Consider the following 23,903-nt stretch of genomic DNA (forward strand, 5'->3'; position numbering starts at 1 on the left):
CAGCGGTCCGTGGCCTACCGCGGACGGCTGAGCAGTTCCGATGCCGTCCGGGCGACGGCGGGGCTGGTGAGCATCTCGACGGGGCCGTGCCCGAGGGTGATCTCCCGGGCGACGAACCGCGCCTCGGGCAGCACCAGGGCGGCCCGGGTCCGGCTGAGCCCGTGGCCGGGGTCCGACGAACTCAGCGCGGTGCAGCGGGCCCACACGGGGAGCACGTCGTAGGTCTCGGTCAGGGCCAGGACGGACAGCCGGTGCGCGGCCCGGTGAAGACCGTGCAACGTCGCCCGGTCCCGCACCTCCGGCTGTGCGGCGGCCCGCAGGAAGACCGACCGGAAGCGCGCGGCCACCGCCGCGGGATCGTCGGGCCAGGTCTGCGCCGCACGGTCCAGGTCCCGTTCGAGGCCACCGGCCGCGGACGCGGTCAGCAGCCCCGGGTCGTCGGCCAGCAGGCGCCGGCACTCGGCCACCACCCGCTCGGTGTCGACCAGTTCCGGATCGAACAGCACGCACGGGACCGGTCCCGCGGCGTCGCCGAGCATCTCGGTCAGCGCCCCGGCGAGGACGGACCCCACCCGGTGGCCCAGCACCGCGCGCACCCGCAGCCCGGCGGACCGCACCGCCTCCGCCCAGGGCTCGAGGTAGGCGGCGAGACCGTCACCGACCACCGAGACGTCGGTCTGCTCCCGGGCACGCCACACGGTGTGCCCGGTGTCCAGCAGGGGGACCAGTTCCCGGAAGCCCGCCTCGTTCTGTCCGGACGGGATGTCGATCGCGAGAACCAGCTCTCCGGTCGTTCCGGGACGCAATTCCTCCCAGAACTCGAGATCGCCCATGATGCATTCCTCATTCCCTGGTTCCGTGGCACAGGTCGACGTGCCCGGCCCCGGCGCGAGGTCGACCCCTTCCGGGCCGTCCGGAACGACGCACCGTGCAAACGGTCCGCCGTTCCGGACACCCACTGCCGGGAAAGACGAACGACACGTGAAATACCAGGCGCCGGACGTCCGTTCAGCAATCCAGGTTAGTCATGGGAGGGCATTGCGCGAATACCCCTACCGAGCCCTTATCAGGAGGTCAGCCAGCCCCTGGACCGGGCCAGTTCGATCACGCGGCCTCGAATCTGCTTGATCTGCGCGGCAGTCAGCGAATCGACGGACTCGACCAGTGCTTCCGTCAGATCGGCGCGGAACTGTGCGGTGTCGCCCGCGGCATCGCCGCTCTCGCCCGTCCGGTCCTCGGCCGATTCGCCCGCCACGGCGGGACGGTGGGGGATCCGGTTCGCGGACGGCTGGTAGATCAGCCGGATCTGCGAGGCCTTCGGGCCCTTCTCCCCCATCTCCATGAAGAACTCGACTTCGCTTCCCTCGTGATACAGGTACTTTTCGTCGAGCAGGTCGTTCGCGTGCATGAAGACGTCTTCGCCCGGCTCCGCCGGTGCGATGAATCCGTACCCACGGACCTCGTCGAAACGCAGCACCTTGCCAGTCATCAACACAGCCCAACACCTCCAGCGACAACACCACTACAAACGAGGGATCCCGCGCGCGGGTCGCCTCGCGGGCGAACCTACACAGCCTCGCCGCGAGATACGACCCCTGTCTTTCCCGTAGGCCCGTCGACGCGCTCGACGTGCACGGTGGACGGCCGTGCCGCCGAGGACGCTCAGCAGGGCGTTGCGGCGCCACAGGTGCAGGCCGGCGGTGACGGTCAGGGCCGCCAACGGGCCAGGGCACGGGAGGAGGTCAGAGAATGCGCCGCCCGGATCAGGAGCGGGCCTGTTCCCCGGCGGTCAGGGAAGGTCACCGTTGGCCCTCGCGGTGCTCCTGCACGGCTCGGTCCGGGTCGTCCCGCAGGACGGTGACCCGGTACGGCTCGGTGCCGGTGACGTCGCAGTCCTGGCGGGGGGGGCGCGCCGTACGTCATCGCGGACGATCCGGCCACCGAGCCGGAGGTGGTGATCCGTGCCGGGGGCCGCTGTACGACGGCGCAGGGCGAGGACCAGGTCGGCGCCCGGATTCCGGGCACGGATCCCTGGGACCCGGCGGATCCGGACAGCACCCTGCTGCTCAGCGGTCTGTACACCGTGGACGGCGGCGTACCGGCCCGGCTGCTCGCGGCCCTGCCGCCGCTCGCCGTGATCGAGGCGGACGTGGGCACCTGCCCGGGCAGCCGGACGGCCTTCGAGGAGATCACCCGCGAGGAACCCGGGCAGCAGATCCTGCTCGACCGGACGCTGGACCTGATGCTCATCACCGCCCTGCGCGCCTGGTTCACCCGCCCCGGCGCGGCGGTCCCCGCCTGGTACCGGGCCCACAGCGACCCCGTCGTCGGCCCCGCCCTGCGCCTGCTGCACGCCCACCCGGCCCACCCGTGGACCCTGCCGGCGCTCGCGGCGAAGACCGGCGTGTCCCGGGCGAACCTGGCGCGGCGTTTCAGCGCCCTGGTCGGGCAGCCACCGATGACCTGTCTACGACAGCGCCGCCTCGCCCTGGCCGCCGACCTGCTGCACGAAGGCGACGCCACTCTCTCCGCGGTGGCCGCCCGCGCCGGCTTCGCCAACGCCTTCGCGCTCAGCGCCGCGTTCAAGAGGGAACACGGCGTCAGCCCGAACGAGTACCGCATGCGCGCACCACGAACGGACATCTGACGGAGAGGCCGACGGGACCGGGGGCTTCCAACTCGCTCATCGCGGCGGGCCGGGACGGAACCTCCGTGTCCGTGGCGCGGTGAGCCTCTTCGGCCTCCACGTGCGCGAGGACTGCGGCGCTGGTCATCAGATGTCCCACGCCGGGGCGACCAGCAACGACGCCCGGCCGCAAGGGCCGGGTGTGTGCGGGGCAGCTCGAAGGCCGCCGGGGATCATCCTGGCCTTTCGACGGCTGGAGCTGACGCCGCGTCACCGTGCCGTGCGGGGTTCAGTACCCCGGTTCGGCGTGGCGCCCCATGGCCGCCCAGCTAAGCCTCGAACCAGTCCGTCGTGCGCGGCAGACCGCTCCCTGAACGGTGTCTGCTTCCGATGGAGTAGTGAACGGGCAAAGGGCGCATAGCGCCCATAGCCTGAGGCCGTGCAACTCCGTACGTGCCCACTCCACACGGCAACCAGAGGTTGGTGACCGCGATGCGCGTCATGGTCAAGGTGATGCTCGACACCGAGAAGGGCTCCGAAGCCATCCGCAGCGGCAGGATGCCGGAGCTGATGAAGCAGACCCTGGACCGGCTCAAGCCAGAGGCCGCCTACTACGGGCCCGAGGAAGGCCGGCGAACCTGCTTCTTCGTCGTCGACATGAAGGACAGCTCCGAGCTTCCGCCCACAGCTGAGCCGTTCTTCACAGAGCTCGGCGCCAAGGTCGAGATCTTCCCGGTCATGAACAACGAGGACCTCGAGAGGGGCCTGTCGAAGCTCACCTGAACACGATCTACAAGGTGTCCGGCATGACCTGCGGCCACTGCGAGTGCGCGGCCTCGCAGCCGTTCAGCGGCTCTTCGTGGCTCGGCCGCGGCGCAGGGCGAACCCGCCCAGGAGCGCGGCCTTCCCGAGGACGACTGCCAGGACGCCGCCGACGGCCCAGCCGATCCACTGCCAGTTCGCCAGGACGACCCCGCCCCATCCCAGGTGTACGGCGAGAACGAGCGCGACGAGGGCCACGATGCCCGTCACCCTGAGGTGCCTGCGGCGCGGCACGGCTCCCCGGCCCGGCACCCCGGCGGTGTCGACGGCCTCTGCGGGAACCGCAGGAGACTCCGGTCGTTGCCAGCGCACCTGCAGCCCGTCGCGTCGGCCGAACCTCTCGACATGCCCGCCGGCAAGGTCCTGCAGCCGCCTCAGGTCCTCCTCGTCGACGGCTTCGACCCGCAGCGTCAGCGCGCCCGAGGCGGCCCGCAGGATGATCCGGCCCCAAGGGAGGCCGACGTGCCCCTCGGTGTCGGTCCATTCGACCTGCGCCTGTTCCGCGACGGCCCGCATGTCACGGAGCGCTTGCGCGTCACCGCCCATGTGGGCGCGTGGCCGGTGACCGAGGTGGCGGCCCTTGGTGGAGAAGTGTTTGCAGAGCTGGACGAGGTACCGGCTGGGGCGCTCGGTCTCGACGCGGGCTTCGGCGGTCGGCATGGCGTTCCTTTCACATCCGCCCGCAGGTCACATCCGCCCGCAGGACGGACGGGCGCCCTGGGGCGCACCTGGTTGGGTCCGCGCGGGCAGCGCGCCGGCCATGGCCGCACCCCCGTCGGGCCTGATCGTCCCGATGCCCGTGACAGGCCCAGCTTTATCGAGACACACTGTCTATGTCAATGCACAGTGTCACGGTGACGCCGGACCGTATGCTGGGGCCGTGCCCAAGCTGTGGAACGAGACGATCGACGCCCACCGCGCCGCCGTACGCGCCGCGGTCCTGGACACCACCGCGGCGCTGGTCGCCGAGCACGGGCTGACGTCGGTGACGATGTCGCGGATCGCCAAGGACTCGGGGATCGGCCGCGCGACGCTGTACAAGTACTTCCCGGACGTCGAGTCGATCCTGCTCACCTGGCACGAGCGGCAGATCAACCACCACCTCGACCGGCTCGCCGAGGTCCGGGACCGGACCGAGGGCGCCGGTCGGCGGCTGGAGGCCGTACTGCGCGCGTTCGCCCTCATCTCCCACGCCTCCCGAGGGCACCACGACAGCGACCTCGCCGCGTTCCTGCACCAGGATCGGCAGGTCACCCAGGCACAGCGGCGACTCCACGGCATGGTCGAGGAGTTGCTGGCCGACGGCGCGCGGGCCGGTGACGTCCGCGACGACATCGCGCCCGGCGAGCTCGCGAGCTACTGCCTCCACGCCCTCACCGCGGCGGGCGGCCTGCCGTCCAAGGCCGCGGTCCACCGGCTCGTCACGGTCACCCTCGCCGGCGTACGCCCCGGCCCCGCCGGCACCTCGGAAGACTCCCGGCACGCCGAGGACGCCGCCGACTCCGCACACCCGTCGCACCAGCACGGCCACCACTCCACCCACGGACCGCCCTCGGCGGGTTGAGGAGCGAGGTCCGGACAGCCCTCGGCGGGTTGAGGAGCGAGGTCGCCGGTCAGGCCCTGCGCGGACCGGACCGCCCCCTCACATCTGGCCGCCTGCCTGGTGTCGCGGACCGTAGTACCCCAGGAACATGTCGACGCCGCTGACGATGAGGCGGTCGGTGAGGTCGTCGTCGATGTGGGTGCCGTACGTGCTGAAGACCATGTGGGGGAAGACCAGCAGCGCGTACAGCTGGATGATCGCCGCCTCCAGGTCGGGGACGACCAGCCGTCCCTGGTCCGCGAGCGTGCGCAGGGCGCCGGCGACGGCCGGGTGATGGCCCTCCGGACCATGGCCGTGCCAGGCGCGGCCGAGCTCGGGGAAGCGGTGCTGTTCGGCGGCGACGAGGTTGCGCAGGGCGATGACATCCTTGTTCGTCCGGACGGCGTGCACCCAGGCGCGGGCGGCGTCGATGAGGGCCGTACGCAGGTCCTCGGCCTCGGCCAGCCCTTCCAGCGCGGCCGATGAGGCATGACCGAGGGGCTCGTCCAGCGCGCTCGTGATGACCGCGGTGAACAGCGCCTCCTTGCTCCCGAAGTGGTTGTAGACGGTCACCTTGGACACGCCCGCCTCGGCGGCGATGGCGTCCATGCCGACGCCGAAGCCGTCGCGCAGGAAGAGCTCGCGCGCCGCTCGGACGATGGCCTGCCGCTTGAGTTGGGCGCGGGGGCCGCTGGGGGGCTGTTTGACGCTGTCCACGCTCATGCACCGATCCTAGCAATTGACTGAACTGAACTGTTCATATGTACTGTTCCGTACAGTTCAGTTGTGGCGGAGGCAGACCGCGTCCGCCCCCATGCCGGGAGGAGATCCCGTGTCCTCGACCGCTCATCCGCTCACCGCGCCGCCAAGCTCCGGGGCTCCGCCTGGCGCCTCGAGGCGGTGGCTCACCCTGGCCGTGCTCGGCGTGAGCCTGCTGCTGGTGGGGCTGGACACCACCGTGCTGAATGTCGCCCTGCCGACCCTGGTGGGTGAACTGGGCGCGTCCACCAGTGAGTTGCAGTGGATTGTCGACAGCTATCTGCTGATGTCCGGCAGCCTGGTGCTGTTCTGCGGTGCGGTCGCCGACCGGCTGGGCCGCAAGTGGGTCTTCATGGCCGGTCTGGCCCTGTTCACGGCCGCCTCCGTCGCCGCCGCGTACGCGGGCTCCGTGACCGCGCTGATCGTGGCACGCGGGGCGATGGGGGTCGGCGAGGCGCTGATCATGCCCGCCACACTCGCGATCATCGGGAACGTCTTCCCGCGCGGCGCCGAGCGCACCAAGGCGATCGGGATCTGGTCGGCGGCGGTGGGCGTGGGCACCGTGATCGGGCCGATGGTCGGCGGCTGGCTGCTCAGCGGCTTCTGGTGGGGCTCGGTGTTCCTGATCAACCTGCCGATCGGGCTCGCCGGCCTGGTCGCGGCCGCCTTCCTGGTGCCGAACTCGCGGGCGCCGGAGGCCCGGCGGCTGGACTGGGCGGGCGCTGTGCTGTCCGTGGTGGCCGTCGCGAGCGTGCTGTGGGCGGTGATCGAGGGACCGGACCGGGGCTGGAGCAGTCCCGCCGTGCTCTGCGCCTTCGCGGCCGGCGCACTGCTGCTCGGCGCGTTTCTCGCCTGGCAGCGGCGCGGCGCTGCCCCGATGCTGCCGCCGCGCATCTTCCGGCACCGGGCTCTGGCGGTCGGTGACGTGCTCATCCTGGCGGGGGCGTTCACGCTCATCGGCACGCTGTTCGTGGTCGTGCAGTACCTGCAGTTCGTCCTCGGTCACAGCGCCGGCCAGACCGGGCTGCGGCTGGGCCCGGCGGCGCTCGCCCTGCTGGTCACCGGGCCACTGGCGGGCGTACTGCTGCCGCGTGCCGGGCTGCGGGCGGTGTCGGCGGCCGGGCTCGCTCTGCTGCTCGCCTCCGCCGCGGTCCTGGGCACCACCGGCGCCGGCGACGGATATGGGCGGATCCTCGTGGCGCTGCTGCTGCTCGGGGCAGGCGCCGGGTTCGTCATCACCTCCACCAGCGACGCGATCGTCGGCTCTCTGCCGGACGCCGATCTCGGCGTCGGCTCGGCCACCAACACCGCATCGATCCAGCTCGGTGCGGCGGCCGGCGTCGCCGTCAGCGGCAGCCTGCTCTCCGACCGCTACCGGAGCGGCCTCGCCGCGGATCCGCACAGCACCGCCCTGCCGTCCGACCTGCTCGCCTCCGCCCAGGAGTCCCTGGGTACGGCGCTCACCGTCGCCCGCCACCTGCCCGCCGAGGCCGGGACGGCCTTCGCCGACACCGCTCGCCGGGCGTTCGTCGACGGCCTGGGCCCGGCGATGGCCACCGGGGTCGGCGTCACCGCGCTCGGCATCGTCACGGCGCTCGTCTTCGCACCCTCCCGTACTGCTTCCGTCTCTCGCGACAAGGACGCCTCATGACTCATCCCGCGACCGGCACACACCACGCGCCGGAACATCACCGGCCGCCGGCCGACCCGCGCCGCTGGGCAGCTCTGGCCCTCATCTGCGTCGCGCAGTTCATGCTGATCCTCGACGTCACGGTGGTGAACGTCGCGCTGCCCGACATGGCCTCCGACCTCCACCTGGACCGGGCGACGCTGACCTGGGCGGTCACCGCGTACACCCTGTGCTTCGGCGGTCTGATGCTGCTCGGCGGCCGCCTCGCCGACGCCCTCGGCGCCCGCCGCACGCTCCTCGCGGGGCTCGCGGTCTTCACCGCCGCCTCCCTGGTCACCGGACTCGCCCAGGGCGCGGCCGTGCTGGTGGGCGGGCGGATCGCCCAGGGCGTCGGAGCCGCCCTGCTCTCCCCCGCGGCGCTGTCGATCGTCACCACCACGTTCCACGGCACCGAGCGCACCAAGGCCCTGGGCGTGTGGGCCGCGATCGGCGGCTCGGGCGCGGCGGCCGGCGTCCTGATCGGCGGCGCGCTGACCGACGGACCCGGCTGGCAGTGGGTCTTCTACATCAACGTGCCCATCGGCCTCGCCGTCCTCGCGGCCCTGCCGGCGCTCGTCCCCGCCCGCGCCCCGCGGCCGGCCCGGCTCGACATTCCCGGCGCGCTCCTGGTCACCGCCGGCACGGGCCTGCTCATCTACGGCCTGACGGAGGCGGGTGACGCCGGCTGGTCCGACCCGGCCACGCTGCTGCCGCTGGCCGCCGCGGTGGGGCTGTACGCAGGGTTCGCCGCGGTCGAACGGGCGAGCCGGGCCCCGCTGATGGACCTGCGGATGTTCACCCGGCGCCCGGTCCTCGCGGGCGCGTTCCTGATGCTGATCGCCACCGCCCTGCTGATCGCGTACTTCTTCCTCGGCTCGGTCTACCTCCAGCACGTCCGTGGCTTCAGTCCGCTCGAGACCGGCCTGGTGTTCCTGCCCGTGGCCGTGGCCACCGGCCTCGGCGCCCACCTCGCCTCCCGGGTCGTCGGCCGGATCGGCAGCCGTGCCGTCGCCGTCGGCGGCATGGCCATCGCCGCGGCCGGATCCGTACCGCTGACCCGGCTGTCCGCCGACGGCAGCGTGTACGGAGCTCTGCTGCCCGGCTTCGTCGTGGCCTCTTTCGGCCTCGGCACGGTCTTCGTCACCGCCACCACCACCGCGCTGGGCATGATCGACCACCACGAGGCGGGCCTCGCCTCCGGGGTCGTCAACACCTTCCACGAGGTGGGCGGTTCGATCGGCGTGGCCGTCGTCTCCACGGTCGCCGCCTCGGGCATCGAGTCCGCCTCCGCCGGCGGCTTCACGGACGCCTTCACCGTTTGCCTCCTCGCGGCGGCCGCGAGCGCCGCGGTGGCCCTGGGACTCGTACCGCGCGGCAAGCCGCGGCCGGCCGGAGGCCCGCACGTGCACTGACGCATCCCCGCCCGGACCGCCCTCCACCCGGCCGCCCGCCCACGCGTTACACACCTGGCGGAATACCCCCGGGGGGTATATCGTTCAGAGCTGTGGGGCTCGGGTGCCCCGGCCACACCACTCCGGACGAACATGGGGAAGAGGTCATGGACCACAGCGCTCACCACACCGGCACCGCACACGACCACGCCACCCACGAGGGCCACCACGGTCATGCCGAGCACGGCGGGCACACTGGGGCGTCCTGGGGAACGGCTGTGAAGGCGACGCTGCACTGCCTGACCGGCTGCGCCATCGGCGAGATCCTCGGCATGGTCATCGGCACCGCCCTGCTGTGGGGCAACGTGCCCACCATGGTCCTGGCGATCACGCTGGCGTTCCTCTTCGGCTACTCCTTCACGCTGTTCGCGGTCATCCGGGCCGGCCTGAGCCTCAAGACCGCGATCAAGGTCGCGCTCGCCGCCGACACCGTCTCCATCGCCGTGATGGAGTTCGTCGACAACGCCATCATCGCCCTCACCCCGGGCGCCATGGACGCGCACCTCTCCGACGGACTGTTCTGGTCCGCCCTGCTCGGCGGCTTCGCGGTCGCCTTCCTGATCACCACCCCGGTCAACAAGTGGATGATCGGCCGCGGCAAGGGCCACGCCGTCGTCCACGCCTACCACTGACCGTCAGCCGGACCGGCACAACGCGCCTGGGGCGCCCCGTGGGTCCCGGGGCGCCCAAGGCGCGTCTGTGACACCCCGCCCGTCGTGGCCGGTCGCCGAGTGCCGAGGCTGGAAGAGGTGCTGGCCGCTGATAGTGGGGCGTTGCCGCCGGGGCACGGTTCGGTCGGTGGGGATGGCTGTACCCCATATCCGGGTGCGGGGCGGTAGGTCCGGATCCGGGGCGGCATGGGCCCTTCGCGGGGGTTACTTCACGGCTCCTGCGGTCAGGCCGCGGGTGAGGGAGCGCTGGAAGAGGAGGAAGAAGACGATCATCGGCACGACGCCGAGGAGGGCGGCCGCGCTCAGGGCGGTGGGGTCGCTGGTGTACTGGCCCTGCATGACGGACAGGCCGAGGGGGACGGTCTGGTTGTCGTTGGAGATGAGCAGGACGAGCGGGTAGAGGAATTCGTTCCAGCTCCATACGAAGAAGAACACGCACATCACCGACAGGGTGGGCCAGCTCATGGGCAGGACGACGCGCCAGAGGATGGTCCAGCGGCCCGCGCCGTCGAGGGAGGCGGCTTCGATGAGTTCGCGGGGCAAGCCGGAGAAGACGGAGGAGAGCAGGTAGGTGCCGAAGGCGCTGTAGGTGATGCCGACCAGGATGGTGTAGCCGAGTTTGCCGTCGTAGAGGCCCAGTTCCTTGAACAGGTAGTAGATGGGATGGACCAGCCCTTCCTGCGGCAGGACGTTGACCCCGAGGAAGAACGCGAGGAACGCGGTACGCCATCGGATGCGGCCGATACCGAGGGCGTAGGCGTTGAACAGGGCAGGACGACGGCGATCACGACGACACCGAGGCTGATCTGGACAACTGGGCAGCGCGGAGACCCTCATCGGACTCGCCCTCGTCACCGGCCTGCTGCTGCGGCTCGCTCTGGCACTCCGCCAACGGCTCGCTGTGACGCAGCTCGCCGAAAGGCGGATCACCGCGTCCGTCGGCTCGACGATCTTCGGGTCCTCACGTTGTTCCACCCGGACATCTCCGGGGGCGCGCATCACGACACCGCGCATAACTGGTCCTCCTTACCTGCTGTGGTCAGCCGCGAAGGCCGCCCAGGTCCGCGACCATGGGAGGCCGGGCAGCGCCGGTGCAGCTCGACCAGTTCCTCCGGGGTCGCCCTGCACACCCGCGCGAAGCGCAAGAGGGACGCGTGGTCGGTCGGCACCCTTCCCCCGTGCAGTAGCGGTGCGAGATCGACGTACTCATGTGCGCCCGCTTCGCCAGAGCTTCGTGGCTCAGCCCGGAACGCTGCTTCAACTCGCACAGCAGCGCCACGAAATCAGCTGCGTCCTCAGCCCCCCACCAAGTCCCCCATTCCGTTCGGCGTCCCACGAAGGGTCCATTCCCCCAGGTCACAGCCGGTTCCAACGTTCCAGCGTCCCGAAAAGCCCGCTTGGGATGGCGGATGGGACGGAGCGTGGCACAGGCTTTGGGCATCCAAGCACCCCACCCCGCCCAAAGCGGTGACGGTGCTTCGAACTCGTCTTGATCCGACGCGGATTGGCCTCGAGTCAGGCCGTCGCACGGCAGCGTCCCGGCATCCGGCCGGGCAGCGGCACGACCGGTCGACACGGCACTCCGAGGCAGGACCCCACCGCCGGCCAGGACCAGAAGATCACCTTCCGAAACAACAGAGAAAAGCAGGCATTCCATGCGTATCACCAACCGCTTCAGCGCTCGTGCGACCGCCTCCTCCATGGTCGTGGCCGCGGCCCTCTCGCTCGTCGCTGTCCAGGCCGCGGGCGCGTCCGCCGCCACCCCGAAGAGGGCCGCCTCGGTCGTCGACTGCACCACGCAGAACACGAAGCTGACGGTCAAAGATGTCCCCCGCCCCATCAACCACCTTTTGCTCACGGCCACCAACACCGGCACCAAGCCCTGCAACGCCCACGGCGCGCCCTTCCTGGCCGCCGGCGCCGGCGCCCAGGCCGTCGTCCCGTGGCATGAGTCCAGCAAGCCCCAGGCCGTGGTGACACTGGCTCCCGGAGAGTCCGCCTACGCCGGCATCGGGACGTACACGCCCGACGGCTACGAGGGCCACACCGCCAAGACCCTGGGCGTGTCGTTCTCGAACGAGAAGCTGAACGGCTCGATCGGGAACCGCGAGACGCTGCAGCTGCCCAACGGGGGCGTGTACTTCAACAGTTCCGCTTACGTCACCTACTGGCAGAGCGACGTGCACAGCGCGCTGTTCGGCTGAGCCGTCCGGCGTCCCACGGCACCCGCCCGGCAGGGGCCTCGGTGAGCACCGCCGGTGGTCGCGGTGCCGTGGGACGCGGAGCGCGGAGGCGGTCAGTCCTTCCACCCTCGTGCGTGGTGTCGGACGGGGTCGCCACGGCTCCACCACAGGGAGCGCGTCAGGGCCTCCGGTGAGTTCGGCCGGTACCGGCCCTTCCGGGGCGATCATCGCTTCACCAGGTCGAGGATCAGGGTGACGATGTCCTCCGGAGCCTCCTCGGCCATGAAGTGGCCCGCTGGGTGGTGCAGTGCTGGAGGTCGGTGGAGGTGCGTCGGGTTTTGCGCGTTGGTGACCGCGGCACTTCCCTGAATCGGCTCGACGAAGTGATGACCGTTCCTTGCCGGCGGTTTTACGTCCGTACGCAGGTATCCCGGGAAGACGAACCACCATGACAGCGAACGAATCCCCCCGCGGCACGACCCTGCTCGCAGATCCCCTGCGCAACAAGGGCACCGCCTTCAGCCCCGAGGAGCGGGCCGAGTACGGTCTCGACGGGCTGCTTCCGCCCGCCGTGGAAACGCTCGACGAACAGGCCGACCGCGCGTACGAGGCGTTCCTCGGCTACGACAAGCCGCTGAACCGGCACATCTATCTGCGCCAGCTGCAGGACACCAACGAGATCCTCTTCCACCGCTTGGTCACCGGGCACCTGGAGGAGATGCTGCCCGTCGTCTACACGCCGACCGTCGGCGAGGCATGCCGGCGCTTCAGTGAGATCTACCGCCGTCCGCGCGGATTGTTCCTGTCCTATGAGGACCGGCACCGCTTCCGGGAGATCCTGCGCAACCGCCCGCACCCGGACGTGGACGTCATCGTCGTCACCGACGGTCAGCGCGTCCTGGGACTGGGTGACCAGGGTGTCGGCGGCATGGGCATCCCGATCGGCAAGCTCAGCCTCTACACCGCCATCGGCGGCATCCACCCGGCCCGTACGCTGCCGATCCTGCTGGACGCCGGGACCGACAACGAGGAGCTGTTGGCCGACCCGCACTACCTGGGCCGCCGGGAGCACCGCGTCACGGGCGCCGCGTACGACGAGCTGGTGGAGTCGCTGGTGTCGGCGGTTGAAGCTGAACTGCCCGGCGCGCTCCTGCAGTGGGAGGACTTCGCGACCGCCCACGCCCGCCCGATCCTCACCCGTTACCAGGATCGGCTGCTGACCTTCAATGACGACATCCAGGGCACGGCCGCCGTCGTTCTCGGGGCGCTGACCACGGCGACCACGGTCGCGGGCACCCGCCTGACCGACCAGCGGATCGTGGTCCTCGGTGCGGGCTCCGCGGCGGTCGGGGTGGCCGACATGATCCGTACGGCGATGACGGACGAGGGCCTGTCGCAGGACGAGGCCCGCTCACGCTTCTGGTTCGTGGACGTCGACGGGCTGCTGGTGGCCTCGCGCGACGGGCTCAGCGCGGAGCAGCGCGTCTACGCCCGCGGTGACGAGCAGGAGTCGTACGGCCTTGCCGAGGTGGTCCGCCGGGTGGAGCCGACCGTGCTGATCGGCCTGTCGACCGCGAAGGACGCCTTCACCGAGGAGATCGTCCGGCAGATGGCGTCCGTGTGCGAGCGGCCGGTGATCTTCCCGCTGTCCAACCCCACCTCGCACGCCGAGGCCGACCCCGCCGACCTCGCCCGCTGGACGGACGGCAGGGTTCTGGTCGCCACCGGCTCGCCGTTCCCGCCCCTGAGGATCGACGGCCGCGAGGTGCCGGTGGCGCAGGCGAACAACGTGTACGTCTTCCCGGCCATCGGCCTGGCGGTGAAAGCCGCCCGGGCGACCAGGGTCACCGACCGGATGATGGTCGCCGCCGCCCGAGCCGTGGGCCGGTGCGCCGCACGATCCGCGACGGACGACGCCGGCCCCGCGCCGCTGCTGCCACCGCTGCGGGACATGCGCGACGCTGCCCGGGAAATCGCCGTGGCCGCGGCGGTGGCGGCCGTCGAAGACGGCGTCGCACCGCATGCGACCGAGGAGGAACTGCGGGCGGCGGTCGCACGGGCCCAGTGGACCCCGCAGTACGAACGATGACCTGAGGCCGCATCAAGCGTCCCCCGTCTTGCCGTGCCCGCTCCGCGAACGGACGCCTCGCCCGCGGACGCACCTGCGCCCGCGGCGGCGACGTCGGCGAGTTCACCGTCACCCCGGCCGCACCACCCCCCGCGTCCGGGGCAGCCGGCCCGCCATGTACCGCGCCTCCGCGCACTTCCCAGCCGCGTCGATTTCGGCGGCCCGGAGGGACGGTCAGGGACAGGGTGCTGCCGATCAGCTGACAGGCACGCTGGCCAGTGTGGTGGCCGGGGAGAAGGATGATGCGGATCAGGTCTGCATGTCCTGCCGGCCGATGCCGGCTGAGCCGGACATGCACTCACTGAGTGCTGAGCATTCCTTCCCGCAGGCGGGTCAGCAGGCGGGTGATCAGGCGGGAGATCTGCATCTGGGAGACACCCAGACGTTCGCCGATCTCCTTTTGGGTCAGTTCCTCGACGAAGCGCCAGTGGATGATCTTGCGGTCGCGATCGTCGAGTTCGGCGATCATGGGCGCGAGGGCGTGGTAGTCCTCGACCAGACCGAGGGCGGCGTCCTCGTCGCCGATGAAGTCCGCGAGCGCGGCCTCGCCGTCCTCGCTGCCGCTGATCGCCGCGTCCAGGGAGGCCGAGGTGTAGCCGTTGGAGGCCAGTTGGGCCTCCACGACCTCCTCCTCGGGCAGGCTCATCAGCTCGGACAGTTCCTTGGTGGTCGGTGTCCGGCCCAGCCGGGTGCGCAGTTCCTCGTTGGCGCGGGCCAGTTGGACGCGGGCTTCCTGCAGCCGTCGCGGCACATGCACGGCCCAGGAGGTGTCACGGAAGAAACGCTTGATCTCCCCCACGATGTACGGCACGGCGAAGGAGGTGAACTCGACCTCGCGGGACAGCTCGAACCGGTCGATGGCCTTGATCAGGCCGATCATGCCGACCTGGACGATGTCCTCCATCTCCTCCGGTCCGCGGCTGCGGAAGCGGCCGGCGGCGTAGCGGACCAGGGACATGTTCATCTCAATAAGCGTGTTGCGGGCGTACTGGTACTCGGGCGTCCCCTCCTCCAGCACCGAGAGCTGATCGAAGAACACCTTCGACAGCTCCCGCGCGTCCTTCGGCGCCACCTTGGACGGATCCGCTATCTCCGGAACATCCACGGTCCGCTCAACAGCCGGCACGGTCGTCGTCGACATGCTGCGCCCCTCCCACTCGATCGCCTCGTCCATGCCGACCCATCGACCGGCATGCGGGCGCCTACCCCGCGAGACGGCATGCATGCCTCGACCGTGGCGCCCGGAGCGACGAGTCCGGAGCAGGCAAGGCCGAGTGCACGCGGGGTGGAAAACACCCGGTGGTACGGCGGAGAGACGACCGTCCACACCGCCGATACCGGGCATGGCTCTCTGCGAGAGTTTCAGGGAGACCCACCTGACATGATCGTGCGCGGCCTTGTCGGCGAACTCAGCCGCGTCGAAATCGCCGTCCTCGGTCCTGCGGCCGAAGTACCCGGTGTATTTCCCATACGGCCGCCGATGCGCACCCGCGGTGGTGTCTTTGGCACCGCGCGGGGCGCCATGGAGGGACCGAGGAACTCGTAGCCGGGCTGGTACACGTAAGACGTCAGTGCTGGAAGGCGTCCTTGGCCTTTTCCCCGGCCGCCCGGGCGTCGCCCGTGCTCTTTTTCGCCCGCCCCTCAGCGGCCATGCGGCTCGTTGCGACGGCACTTCACAGGGCTTCCTCGGCCTTACCCTCGGCCTTCTCGCCAGCAGTCATGGAACACGCCTCCGCAAAGCTTGGTACCGCTGTCGCGGTAGCCCGCACGTGCCCCGGCTTTCCCTTCACAAACAAGGCACCGGTGGGGAGTGAAGGTGAAGTGGAAGGGCAGACGAAGGCCAGGAGGTAAACATCTATGGTTCCCCTGCTTCTTGTTCTGCTGCTGGCTGTGATCCTTTTCGGCGCCGGCTTCGCCGTCAAGCTTCTGTGGTGGGTGGCCCTCGCCGTTCTGGTGCTGTGGCTGCTCGGCTTCGTCATGCGCTCCACCACTGCCGGCGGTGGACGCGGCCGCTGGTACCGATGGTGACCTGACCCCGCAGGCGCAACCCCTTCGTAGGGCCCGGCCGTCGGTGACGGCCGGGCCCTACGCGTACGCTCCAGAATCGCCACGCACTCCACGTGCGAGGTCATGGGAAAGATGTCGGCCTGTGCGAATCACGGACAAGGCCAGGTCAGGAACCCCGGCCGCCGCACGGCTGGGGTTCCTCGAGGCGGCGAGTGCCGGTCAGCGGGTGCAGTCGACCACGCCGTGAACCGCTCGCCCACGCGCCCGCAGACCGCACCACATCACGATCACCGTGAAATCGGAAAGGTCAGCGTTGCAGGGTGAGGACACCCGGCCGCCACGGCAGTCGGTTGTAGTCGCCGCCCGCGGTGGGGGACTTGCCCTGGTAGAGGAACTGCAGGTTGCAGGGGTCGATGGTCATGGTCTGGTCGGGGTTGTTGCGGACCAGGTCACCGTGGCTGATGTCGTTGGTCCAGGTGGCACCGCTGTTGGCCTTGCCCGCGAAGGGGTTGCTCTCGCTGGCGGCCTGCGGGGTCCACGAGCCGTTCAGGCTGGAGGCCGTGAAGGAGCGGAAGTAGCGCCCGTTCGCGCCCATCGCCTCGACGATCATGAGGTACTGGTTCTGGCCCTGAACCTTGTAGACCTGTACGCCCTCGAAGAGGTTGGCCTTCGTGTCGCTCATGATCGTCGTGTACGACGAGCCGAAGTTGCCCGGGAAGCTCCCGATCGGCATGCTAGCGCGGTAGATCTTGCCGTTGTCACCGGCGAAGAACAGGTACATGTTCTGGCCGTCGGCGATCAGTGTCTGGTCGATCGGGCCGGTGTCGGACCCGGAGATGCTCCCGGTGAACAGCGGCTGCGGCGCGGACCAGCCGTTGGGGTTGGTGGGGTCGCTCGACGTGCGGTAGATGAAGGGCCAGGCACCCCACTGGTAGGCCAGCACCCAGATGTTCTTGGGTGCGAAGTAGAACAGTGTGGGGGCCACCGCGGCCTGGTTCATGCCGGTCTGACCGGCCGACGCCATGTCCGACCAGTTCGTGAAGGGACTGAACATCATCGAGCCGTACGCCGATCCCGAGAAGTTCGACGCGTAGACCAGGTGCTTGCCGTTGTGCGTCACAGTGGTGAAGTCCTTCAGGGAGGCCCACCCGTTCGCCGGCTGCGCCAGCGCACCCGTCGATGTCCACCGGTACGTCGACGGAAGAGAACACGTGCCGCCCGGCGGCGCGGACAGGCCGGTCCACTTCTGGTTGCTGCCGCCGTTGCACCTCCCGATCTGCACCGCTGTGCCGTTGGCCGTACCGGCGCCCGCAACCTCCAGGCACAGCCCGGACTCCACGCCGACGACCGTGCCGTCGGAGTTGACCCGCCACTGCTGGTTCGCACCACCGGAACACGTCCAGATCTGCACCCGGGTACCGGCCGCGGTGGCGTGACCCGGAACATCCAGGCACTTATTGCCGTACACGGTCAGCTGATTGCTGTCGGTCAACGTCCAGTGCTGGTTGGTCCCGCCCCAGCAGTCCCAGATCTGCAGATACGTGCCGTCGGTCTGGCTGGCGCCCGGCACATCGAGACACCGGTTCGAACCAACACCGCGCAAGGCGCCGCTGGTAGCCGCCTGAGCCGGGGTGGCGACGAGCATCGCCGCCAACGCGGCCAGGACCGCAACCGCGGCGGCGAGCACCGCAGACGGATGCCTGCGGCTGAAACTTGCTCTGGGCATGGGGACTTCCTCACCCTTGAGTAGGCGGTTCCGGTCGGCCTCGTCAGAGGTTGTCCGGACTGTCGGTGCAGTGCGGTGTGCGGCGGCCTGCGAACACCACGGCAGACCGCTTGTGACATCCCGGTTCTTCGCCACCTCCCGAAAGACCGGTGACGTCCGGCGCCTTCGGACGGCATGGGCGCCCGGGGTGGAGACGTGCGAGGGTCGTGCCGTCGAACGTGTCGACGCCGGTCATGGGGGTGACCTGGCGGGGCGGCGGCATGGCCGGGCTGGGACGGGAGGTGCCCCATGCTCCGTTCACCGATTGGACGACGTGCCACCCCTCCCAGGTCCATGCGACCGGGGCCACGCGGGCACCCGGCCGCCGGGGCAGGTGTCGACGAATACGCGGTAGTACCAGGCGCCGTTGCGCGTCTTGACCAGGCCGCCCTGGTGCGGGACGCCTCCGTCGGGGACAGGCCCGCGCAGGTCGAGGAGCACCTGCCGCCTCGTGTACGGACCGAAGGGGCCGCCCGACGACTTCGGGATGTACTGCCCGGTGTTCTCGGCAGCGAAGCCGGTGGGGTCACCGGCGTGTGGCGGCGCGGGAAGGATTGACGAGACCATGACACATGCACGCGACGCGGCTCCTTGCGCTCGGCGTTCGGGGGTGCACCCCGGAGATGCCCTGCTGTGCGATGGAGCAACCCCAGCGTTCGCGACACCGAACAGGCGTCGGAATGTCGGGCAACCTGAATGATAGGGAACCGGTGAACGGCGTCAATAGATCTCGCAAGAGTCGCCACTAATGCCGAAATGTTTCGTCGAGCTGGGCACGAAGCGACGCACGTCACACCATCAATGGCTGCACCCCGCCACCACTTGGCGCCGGAGCGGAGTGATCTCGCGGACGGCGCGGGCACCCGACCCCCGGGTCTCCAGCGTCCGTGACACCGCCCTCCGGAACGGCGTCAGGAATTCCGACCTCACTCCAGGCCTCGAGGAAGGAGTCCCCGGGCGCCCGGAGATCTCGGCGGACGACCGCGACTGGGCTCACCCACGCACACACCTGTCTGCATCTGACGACCCTTCAGACCAGCGAGCAGGCCCCGCGTGCCGTCCGACTCATCGGGATTCCGAATGTTTCGGACGAGGAACGGAAACTTTTTCTGCGGGGAGTATTGACGACCCATCGTCAATACCTCAATCATCCCTGCTTGAGAAGCGGCCACAGTTCGAGATGTCGAACCATATTGGCCCTGAGCACATGCGTGCTGCACGGCAGATCCCACGCACAGCTGCACGACAGATCGCGCAACGCACCAAAGCACCTGCGCCACCCCGTCACGTTCCGGTGAGGTTCGCACCAGCGCATCCTGGCTCTCGCGCAGTTGGAGAGGTACGCAACGCCGCGCGGTGGTCCCCCGGCTGAGCCGCGATGGAGTGCCCCCATGCCTGTGTCGAAGCACCGCCGCCGCCCGCCGTACGTCACCCGACGGCCGACCGGGTGCCGTCCGTGCCGGTTGAGATCGTCCCGGTCCCATGACCGCGGTGTCCGGTGATTCCGTGCTGCCCGGTTCCGGCCCGCCCCGTCCGTCTGCCGAATGGGAGCCGGGCGACGCATTCCCCTGCGCTTCAGTCCTTCCGTGATGTCTACCTTGGAGGCACAGTCATGGGCTCATATGCCCTTCCCAGACCGGCTATCCGCCAAAAGATCCGCAGCCTGCTGTTGGCGCTGGTCGTCGGCGTCCTCGGTGTGGTCGCCGCACTGGGCGCGCCGCCGACCGCACACGCCGCCGAGAGCACGCTCGGCGCCGCGGCGGCGCAGAGCGGCCGCTACTTCGGCACCGCCATCGCCTCGGGCAGGCTGGGCGACCCGGCGTACACGACGATCGCGAGCCGTGAGTTCAACTCGGTGACGGCCGAGAACGAGATGAAGATCGACGCCACCGAACCGCAGCGCGGCCAGTTCAACTTCACCGCCGCTGACCGCGTCTACAACTGGGCGGTGCAGAACGGCAAGCAGGTGCGCGGTCACACCCTTGCCTGGCACTCCCAGCAGCCCGGCTGGATGCAGGCCCTCAGCGGCAGCGCGCTGCGCCAGGCGATGATCGACCACATCAGGGGCGTGATGGCCCACTACAAGGGCAAGATCGTCCAGTGGGACGTCGTGAACGAGGCCTTCGCCGACGGCAGTTCGGGAGCCCGCCGCGACTCCAACCTGCAGCGCACCGGCAACGACTGGATCGAGGTCGCCTTCCGCACCGCGCGCGCCGCCGACCCGGCCGCCAAGCTCTGCTACAACGACTACAACGTCGAGAACTGGACCTGGGCCAAGACCCAGGCCATGTACGCCATGGTCCGGGACTTCAAGCAGCGCGGCGTACCGATCGACTGCGTCGGCTTCCAGGCGCACTTCAACAACGACAGCCCCTACAACAGCAACTTCCGCACCACCCTGCAGAGCTTCGCCGCCCTCGGCGTCGACGTGGCCATCACCGAACTCGACATCCAGGGCGCCCCGGCCTCGACCTACGCCGCCGTGACCAACGACTGCCTGGCCGTCCCGCGCTGCCTCGGCATCACCGTCTGGGGCGTGCGCGACACCGACTCGTGGCGACCGCAGCACACGCCGCTGCTGTTCAACGGCGACGGCAGCAAGAAGCCCGCCTACAACGCCGTCCTCAACGCACTCAACGGCGGCACCTCCACGCCCCCGCCCGGTTCCGGACAGATCAAGGGCGTCGGGTCGGGCCGCTGCCTGGACGTACCCAGTGCCAGCACCGCCGACGGCACCCAGCTCCACCTGTGGGACTGCCACAACGGCACCAACCAGCAGTGGACGTACACCGCCGCCGGTGAGCTCAGGGTCTACGGCAACAAGTGCCTGGACGCCGGCGGCACCGGCAACGGCGCCAGAGTCCAGATCTACAGCTGCTGGGGCGGCGACAACCAGAAGTGGCGCCTCAACTCCGACGGATCCATCGTCGGCGTCCAGTCCGGCCTCTGCCTCGACGCCGTCGCGGGCGGCACCGCCAACGGCACCCTGATCCAGCTCTACTCCTGCTCGAACGGCAGCAACCAACGCTGGACCCGCACCTGAGGGGACCTGCCACAGACGAAGGGGTGAATCGATGAAGACCTACGGTGCGGTTTCTCCCGCCCCTCCACCAAGACGACGCTGGTGGTCCCGGGTCGCCGCCGTGGTGGCGGCGGCCCTCGCGATCGGCATGCTCGCCGCGGTGAATCCGGCGCCCGCCGAGGCGGCGACGGTGGACACCAATGCCTGGTACGTCCTGGTCAATCGCAACAGCGGCAAGGCGCTGGACGTGGCCGGCGCGTCCACCACCGACGGCACGCGGATCAGCCAGTGGACGCGCAACGACGGCGCCAACCAGCAGTGGCAGTTCGTGGCCTCCGGCGACGGCTTCTACCGCCTCAAGGCCCGGCATTCGGGCAAGGTTCTCGACGTGTCCGGCGCTTCGACCGCGGACGGTGCCGCGATCCAGCAGTGGGCCGACCACAACGGGGCCAACCAGCAGTTCCGCCTGGCCGACTCCGACGCGGGCCACGTCCGGCTGATCAACCGCACCAGCGGCAAGGCGGTGGAGGTGCAGGGCTCCTCCACCGCCGACGGCGGCAACGTCGTCCAGTACACCGACTGGGGCGGCGCCAACCAGCAATGGCAGATGATCAAGCTGTCGTCCGGTGGCGGCGGCGGATGCGGCAGCGCTCCGACTCTGACGAGCGGTACGCACACGATTCAGAGCGGCGGCAAGACCCGCAGCTTCATCCTCAGGGTTCCCGCCAACTACGACAACAGCCGCCCCTACCGGTTGATCTTCGCGTTCCACTGGCGGGGCGGAACCGCCAATGACGTCGCCTCGGGCGGCACGAGCGGGAGCGCCTGGTCCTACTACGGCCAACAAGAACAGTCGAACAACAGCGCGATCCTCGTCGCCCCCCAGGGCCTCGGCAACGGCTGGGCCAATGCGGGCGGTGAGGACGTCACCTTCGTCGACGACATGATCCGGCGCATCGAGGCCGGCCTCTGTGTCAACCCGGCACAGCGTTTCGCCACGGGATTCAGCTGGGGCGGCGGTATGAGCTACGCACTCGCATGCAGCCGGGCGAACGTCTTCAGGGCCGTCGCGGTCATCTCCGGTGCTCAGATCAGCGGGTGCAGCGGCGGCACCCAGCCCATCGCCTACTTCGGAATCCACGGCATCAGCGACAACGTCCTCAACATCGGGCAAGGACGGTCCCTGCGCGACAAATTCGTCAGCAACAACGGCTGCACCCCCCAGAGCCCGCGCGAGCCGGCGCCGGGCAGCCGAACGCACATCACCACCACCTACTCGGGCTGCCGTGCCGGGTACCCGGTCCAGTGGGCCGCGTTCGACGGAGGCCACATACCCGGTCCGGTCGACGGGTCCCCCAACGAAAGCGGCGTCACCACCTGGACCAAGGCAGAGATCTGGAGGTTCTTCGCACAGTTCCAGTGACCCGCCCGCACCACGGAGTGGAGCCAGGATGATCCTGGCTCCACTCCGGCGACGTCCAGCCCGGACGGAAGGGTTCGAAGCACACGCCTTCGCGGAGGGAGGGCTCACCCGCCCGGTTCACGGCCTCGCAGGCCGCCACGGCCGCGGGTCCGCCGACGTAAGTCATGCCGGTACAGGGCCATCATGCATCTCCTGGTTGAACTGGCCGTTTACCAGGGAGAGTTGCATGATGGCCCGCCTGTCGGGCAGGGAGCGGAATGCCATCGACACACGCCCCGGGGCGTACGCCCCTACGTTGATCGGCTAACCGGTCCAGCATCTCCTCAGCGATGCTGTGGTGGACCAGGACGCGAGAGCCGGCGGTGCAGTTGCATGGGCCGCCTGCGCCCCGCGGTACGGCCCCTCGCCGACGCCGAGGGTCCAGAGGCGGGACGATTCATGGGATGTCCCAGCCGGGATCGTGGTATCTATACGGGTGCGCTTGTGCGGCGTGTTCAGGCCGACCCGCTCGGTATGCGTTTCCCCCACCCGACCGTTCTGCCAGTAGGTCAGGCGGCCGCAGGCGCCGAAGGGAAGGCGTTGCGGCCGAGCTGCTGACACGAACGGCGATCACCCCCGCTGATTCAGCGCCCAGTCGCAGAAGAGGACGTCTGCATGAGAAGATCCTGGATCCTTCCCCTGATCACCCTGGTAGCCGCCACGTTCGGGGTGACGACCGCGGGGGCCGCCCCGGCCGCCGCCGCCTCGAACACGCCGTTGCGGGTCATGCCGTTGGGCGACTCCATAACCTGGGGTGTGGGAAGCAGCAACGGCAACGGTTACCGGAAGCCGTTGTGGGACAAGCTTGCGGCGGACGGACATCCGCTGGACTTCGTGGGCACGGTGCGGGGCGGTTCGATGTCCGACCCCGACAACGAAGGCCACTCCGGGTACAAGATCCACCAGATCGCCGCCCTCACCGACGCCTCGCTGACGCGCTACCGGCCCAACGTCGTGACGCTGCATATCGGCACCAACGACCTCAACGAGAGCTACCAGGTCTCCACCGCCACCGACCGGCTGAAATCGCTGGTCAACCAGATCACCGCTGCAGCTCCCGACGCAACCGTCCTCGTGGCCTCCCTGGTCGTGTCCACCAGCGGCTCCGAGGAGCAGTACCGAGCCGCCTACAACCAGGCGATCCCCCAGATCGTGCGGGACGCACAGTCCGCGGGCAAGCGCGTCGCCTACGTCGACATGAGCAGCCTGACCCCGGCCGACCTGATCGACACCCTGCATCCCAACGACGCGGGCTACCAGAAGATGGCCGACGCCTTCCACCGTGGTGTCCGGTCCGCGGACAGCGCCGGGTGGCTGAAGAACCCCGCCCCCGCGCCCGCCCGCGTGCAGTCCGGCATCGCCGGCAAGTGCATGGACGTCAACGGTGCCGGCACCGCCGACGGGACCGCCGTCCAGACGTGGAGCTGCGGCGAGGGTGCCAACCAGTACTGGTCCGCCTACACCGACGGCACCCTGCGCTCCCTGGGCAAGTGCCTCGACGCCGCCGGCGGGGCCACCGCCAACGGCACCAAGGTACAGCTCTGGGCCTGCCACGGCGGTGCCAACCAGGTCTGGCAGCCTTACAACGGCGGTTACCGCAACCCCGCCTCCGGCCGGTGCCTCGATGTTCCGGGCTCCTCCACGGCCAACGGCACACAGCTGGTGCTGTGGGACTGCAACGGCGGCTCCAACCAGAAGTGGACCACCCTGAGCGCCGGATGAACCCCGAGCCCGGGATCTGGGCCTGTCAGGCTCA

At 69.8% G+C, this 23,903-nt stretch carries 19 protein-coding genes and 5 pseudogenes; 13 read left to right on the forward strand and 11 right to left on the reverse strand.

Annotation, left to right across the window (positions count from 1 at the left end; translation table 11 throughout):
* Nucleotides 1-14: 14 nt before the first annotated feature.
* The 3 genes and pseudogenes from ACYVMZ_RS30035 to ACYVMZ_RS30045 all read right to left on the reverse strand — a co-directional run.
* Nucleotides 15-833 carry a hypothetical protein gene (locus ACYVMZ_RS30035; RefSeq protein WP_461085186.1) on the reverse strand — a complete coding sequence of 273 codons (819 nt, stop codon included), beginning with the start codon at nt 831-833 and terminating at the stop codon, nt 15-17.
* 233 nt (nt 834-1,066) lie between these two features.
* A complete protein-coding gene (locus tag ACYVMZ_RS30040) occupies nt 1,067-1,495 on the reverse strand; it encodes a cold shock domain-containing protein (protein ID WP_461085188.1) in 429 nt (142 codons plus the stop codon).
* 141 nt (nt 1,496-1,636) lie between these two features.
* Nucleotides 1,637-1,723, reverse strand: a pseudogene (locus ACYVMZ_RS30045) (AzlD domain-containing protein); the annotation flags it as partial.
* On the opposite strand from ACYVMZ_RS30045, the gene ACYVMZ_RS30050 reads away from it, so the two are divergent.
* The 3 genes from ACYVMZ_RS30050 to ACYVMZ_RS30060 all read left to right on the forward strand — a co-directional run bounded on the left by ACYVMZ_RS30050 (nt 1,701) and on the right by ACYVMZ_RS30060 (nt 3,409).
* Nucleotides 1,701-1,958, forward strand: a complete 258-nt coding sequence (locus ACYVMZ_RS30050; RefSeq protein WP_461085190.1) for a cupin domain-containing protein — start codon at nt 1,701-1,703, stop codon at nt 1,956-1,958. The pseudogene ACYVMZ_RS30045 and the gene ACYVMZ_RS30050 overlap by 23 nt on opposite strands.
* Nucleotides 1,952-2,647 carry an AraC family transcriptional regulator gene (locus ACYVMZ_RS30055; RefSeq protein WP_461085192.1) on the forward strand — a complete coding sequence of 232 codons (696 nt, stop codon included), beginning with the start codon at nt 1,952-1,954 and terminating at the stop codon, nt 2,645-2,647. Before ACYVMZ_RS30050 ends, ACYVMZ_RS30055 begins: the two co-directional genes overlap by 7 nt.
* A 471-nt stretch (nt 2,648-3,118) precedes the next feature.
* On the forward strand, nt 3,119-3,409 hold the full coding sequence (locus tag ACYVMZ_RS30060; protein ID WP_461085324.1) for a DUF3303 family protein: 291 nt from the start codon (nt 3,119-3,121) through the stop codon (nt 3,407-3,409).
* Nucleotides 3,410-3,472: 63 nt separating this feature from the next.
* Here ACYVMZ_RS30060 and ACYVMZ_RS30065 read toward each other — a convergent pair whose 3' ends face one another.
* Nucleotides 3,473-4,108 carry a DUF2218 domain-containing protein gene (locus ACYVMZ_RS30065; RefSeq protein WP_461085194.1) on the reverse strand — a complete coding sequence of 212 codons (636 nt, stop codon included), beginning with the start codon at nt 4,106-4,108 and terminating at the stop codon, nt 3,473-3,475.
* Nucleotides 4,109-4,328: 220 nt separating this feature from the next.
* Between ACYVMZ_RS30065 and ACYVMZ_RS30070 the strand changes: the two genes are divergently transcribed.
* Entirely contained in the window at nt 4,329-5,012 is a 684-nt protein-coding gene (locus ACYVMZ_RS30070) for a TetR/AcrR family transcriptional regulator (RefSeq protein ID WP_461085196.1), read from the forward strand.
* Between the two features lie 78 nt (nt 5,013-5,090).
* On the opposite strand, the gene ACYVMZ_RS30075 is transcribed toward ACYVMZ_RS30070, so the two are convergent.
* Nucleotides 5,091-5,753 carry a TetR/AcrR family transcriptional regulator gene (locus ACYVMZ_RS30075; RefSeq protein ID WP_461085198.1) on the reverse strand — a complete coding sequence of 221 codons (663 nt, stop codon included), beginning with the start codon at nt 5,751-5,753 and terminating at the stop codon, nt 5,091-5,093.
* Between the two features lie 109 nt (nt 5,754-5,862).
* On the opposite strand from ACYVMZ_RS30075, the gene ACYVMZ_RS30080 reads away from it, so the two are divergent.
* From ACYVMZ_RS30080 to ACYVMZ_RS30090, 3 genes are all read left to right on the forward strand, one after another.
* Nucleotides 5,863-7,440, forward strand: coding sequence for a DHA2 family efflux MFS transporter permease subunit (locus tag ACYVMZ_RS30080; RefSeq protein ID WP_461085200.1), 1,578 nt, complete (start codon nt 5,863-5,865; stop codon nt 7,438-7,440).
* On the forward strand, nt 7,437-8,870 hold the full coding sequence (locus ACYVMZ_RS30085; protein WP_461085202.1) for an MFS transporter: 1,434 nt from the start codon (nt 7,437-7,439) through the stop codon (nt 8,868-8,870). The genes ACYVMZ_RS30080 and ACYVMZ_RS30085 overlap by 4 nt, the downstream gene beginning before the upstream one ends.
* Before the next feature lie 146 nt (nt 8,871-9,016).
* Nucleotides 9,017-9,541: a DUF4396 domain-containing protein gene (locus tag ACYVMZ_RS30090; protein ID WP_461085204.1), complete on the forward strand. Its 525-nt coding sequence runs from the start codon at nt 9,017-9,019 to the stop codon at nt 9,539-9,541.
* 243 nt (nt 9,542-9,784) lie between these two features.
* Here the strand turns inward: ACYVMZ_RS30090 and ACYVMZ_RS30095 are convergent.
* Together ACYVMZ_RS30095 and ACYVMZ_RS30100 are read right to left on the reverse strand one after the other, a co-directional pair.
* A pseudogene (locus tag ACYVMZ_RS30095) lies at nt 9,785-10,386 on the reverse strand (carbohydrate ABC transporter permease); the annotation flags it as partial.
* Between the two features lie 279 nt (nt 10,387-10,665).
* Nucleotides 10,666-10,916: pseudogene (locus ACYVMZ_RS30100) on the reverse strand (helix-turn-helix domain-containing protein); the annotation flags it as partial.
* A gap of 319 nt (nt 10,917-11,235) precedes the next feature.
* On the opposite strand from ACYVMZ_RS30100, the gene ACYVMZ_RS30105 reads away from it, so the two are divergent.
* Both ACYVMZ_RS30105 and ACYVMZ_RS30110 read left to right on the forward strand, forming a co-directional pair.
* A complete protein-coding gene (locus ACYVMZ_RS30105) occupies nt 11,236-11,784 on the forward strand; it encodes a DUF4232 domain-containing protein (protein ID WP_461085206.1) in 549 nt (182 codons plus the stop codon).
* Nucleotides 11,785-12,211: 427 nt separating this feature from the next.
* Nucleotides 12,212-13,852 carry an NAD-dependent malic enzyme gene (locus tag ACYVMZ_RS30110; RefSeq protein WP_461085208.1) on the forward strand — a complete coding sequence of 547 codons (1,641 nt, stop codon included), beginning with the start codon at nt 12,212-12,214 and terminating at the stop codon, nt 13,850-13,852.
* A 337-nt stretch (nt 13,853-14,189) separates the two neighbouring features.
* Here ACYVMZ_RS30110 and ACYVMZ_RS30115 read toward each other — a convergent pair whose 3' ends face one another.
* Nucleotides 14,190-15,032 (reverse strand): RNA polymerase sigma factor SigF, encoded by an 843-nt coding sequence (locus ACYVMZ_RS30115; RefSeq protein ID WP_461085210.1) that lies wholly within the window; start codon nt 15,030-15,032, stop codon nt 14,190-14,192.
* 131 nt (nt 15,033-15,163) lie between these two features.
* Nucleotides 15,164-15,451: pseudogene (locus ACYVMZ_RS30120) on the reverse strand (hypothetical protein); the annotation flags it as partial.
* A 297-nt stretch (nt 15,452-15,748) separates the two neighbouring features.
* Between ACYVMZ_RS30120 and ACYVMZ_RS30125 the strand changes: the two are divergent.
* Nucleotides 15,749-15,919 (forward strand): hydrophobic protein, encoded by a 171-nt coding sequence (locus tag ACYVMZ_RS30125; RefSeq protein WP_461085212.1) that lies wholly within the window; start codon nt 15,749-15,751, stop codon nt 15,917-15,919.
* Between the two features lie 286 nt (nt 15,920-16,205).
* Here the strand turns inward: ACYVMZ_RS30125 and ACYVMZ_RS30130 are convergent, their stop codons facing one another.
* Nucleotides 16,206-17,624 (reverse strand): non-reducing end alpha-L-arabinofuranosidase family hydrolase, encoded by a 1,419-nt coding sequence (locus tag ACYVMZ_RS30130; protein WP_461085214.1) that lies wholly within the window; start codon nt 17,622-17,624, stop codon nt 16,206-16,208.
* A 199-nt stretch (nt 17,625-17,823) separates the two neighbouring features.
* Nucleotides 17,824-18,161: pseudogene (locus tag ACYVMZ_RS30135) on the reverse strand (xylosidase); the annotation flags it as partial.
* Between the two features lie 1,114 nt (nt 18,162-19,275).
* On the opposite strand from ACYVMZ_RS30135, the gene ACYVMZ_RS30140 reads away from it, so the two are divergent.
* The 3 genes from ACYVMZ_RS30140 (at nt 19,276) to ACYVMZ_RS30150 (ending at nt 23,869) form a co-directional block, all read left to right on the forward strand.
* Entirely contained in the window at nt 19,276-20,706 is a 1,431-nt protein-coding gene (locus ACYVMZ_RS30140; protein ID WP_461085216.1) for an endo-1,4-beta-xylanase, read from the forward strand.
* A 100-nt stretch (nt 20,707-20,806) separates the two neighbouring features.
* Nucleotides 20,807-22,108 carry an RICIN domain-containing protein gene (locus ACYVMZ_RS30145; protein ID WP_461085326.1) on the forward strand — a complete coding sequence of 434 codons (1,302 nt, stop codon included), beginning with the start codon at nt 20,807-20,809 and terminating at the stop codon, nt 22,106-22,108.
* 654 nt (nt 22,109-22,762) lie between these two features.
* Complete coding sequence (locus ACYVMZ_RS30150; protein WP_461085218.1) at nt 22,763-23,869, forward strand: ricin-type beta-trefoil lectin domain protein; 1,107 nt, start codon at nt 22,763-22,765, stop codon at nt 23,867-23,869.
* Nucleotides 23,870-23,903 lie beyond the last annotated feature (34 nt).

This window comes from Streptomyces deserti, from assembly GCF_054782695.1.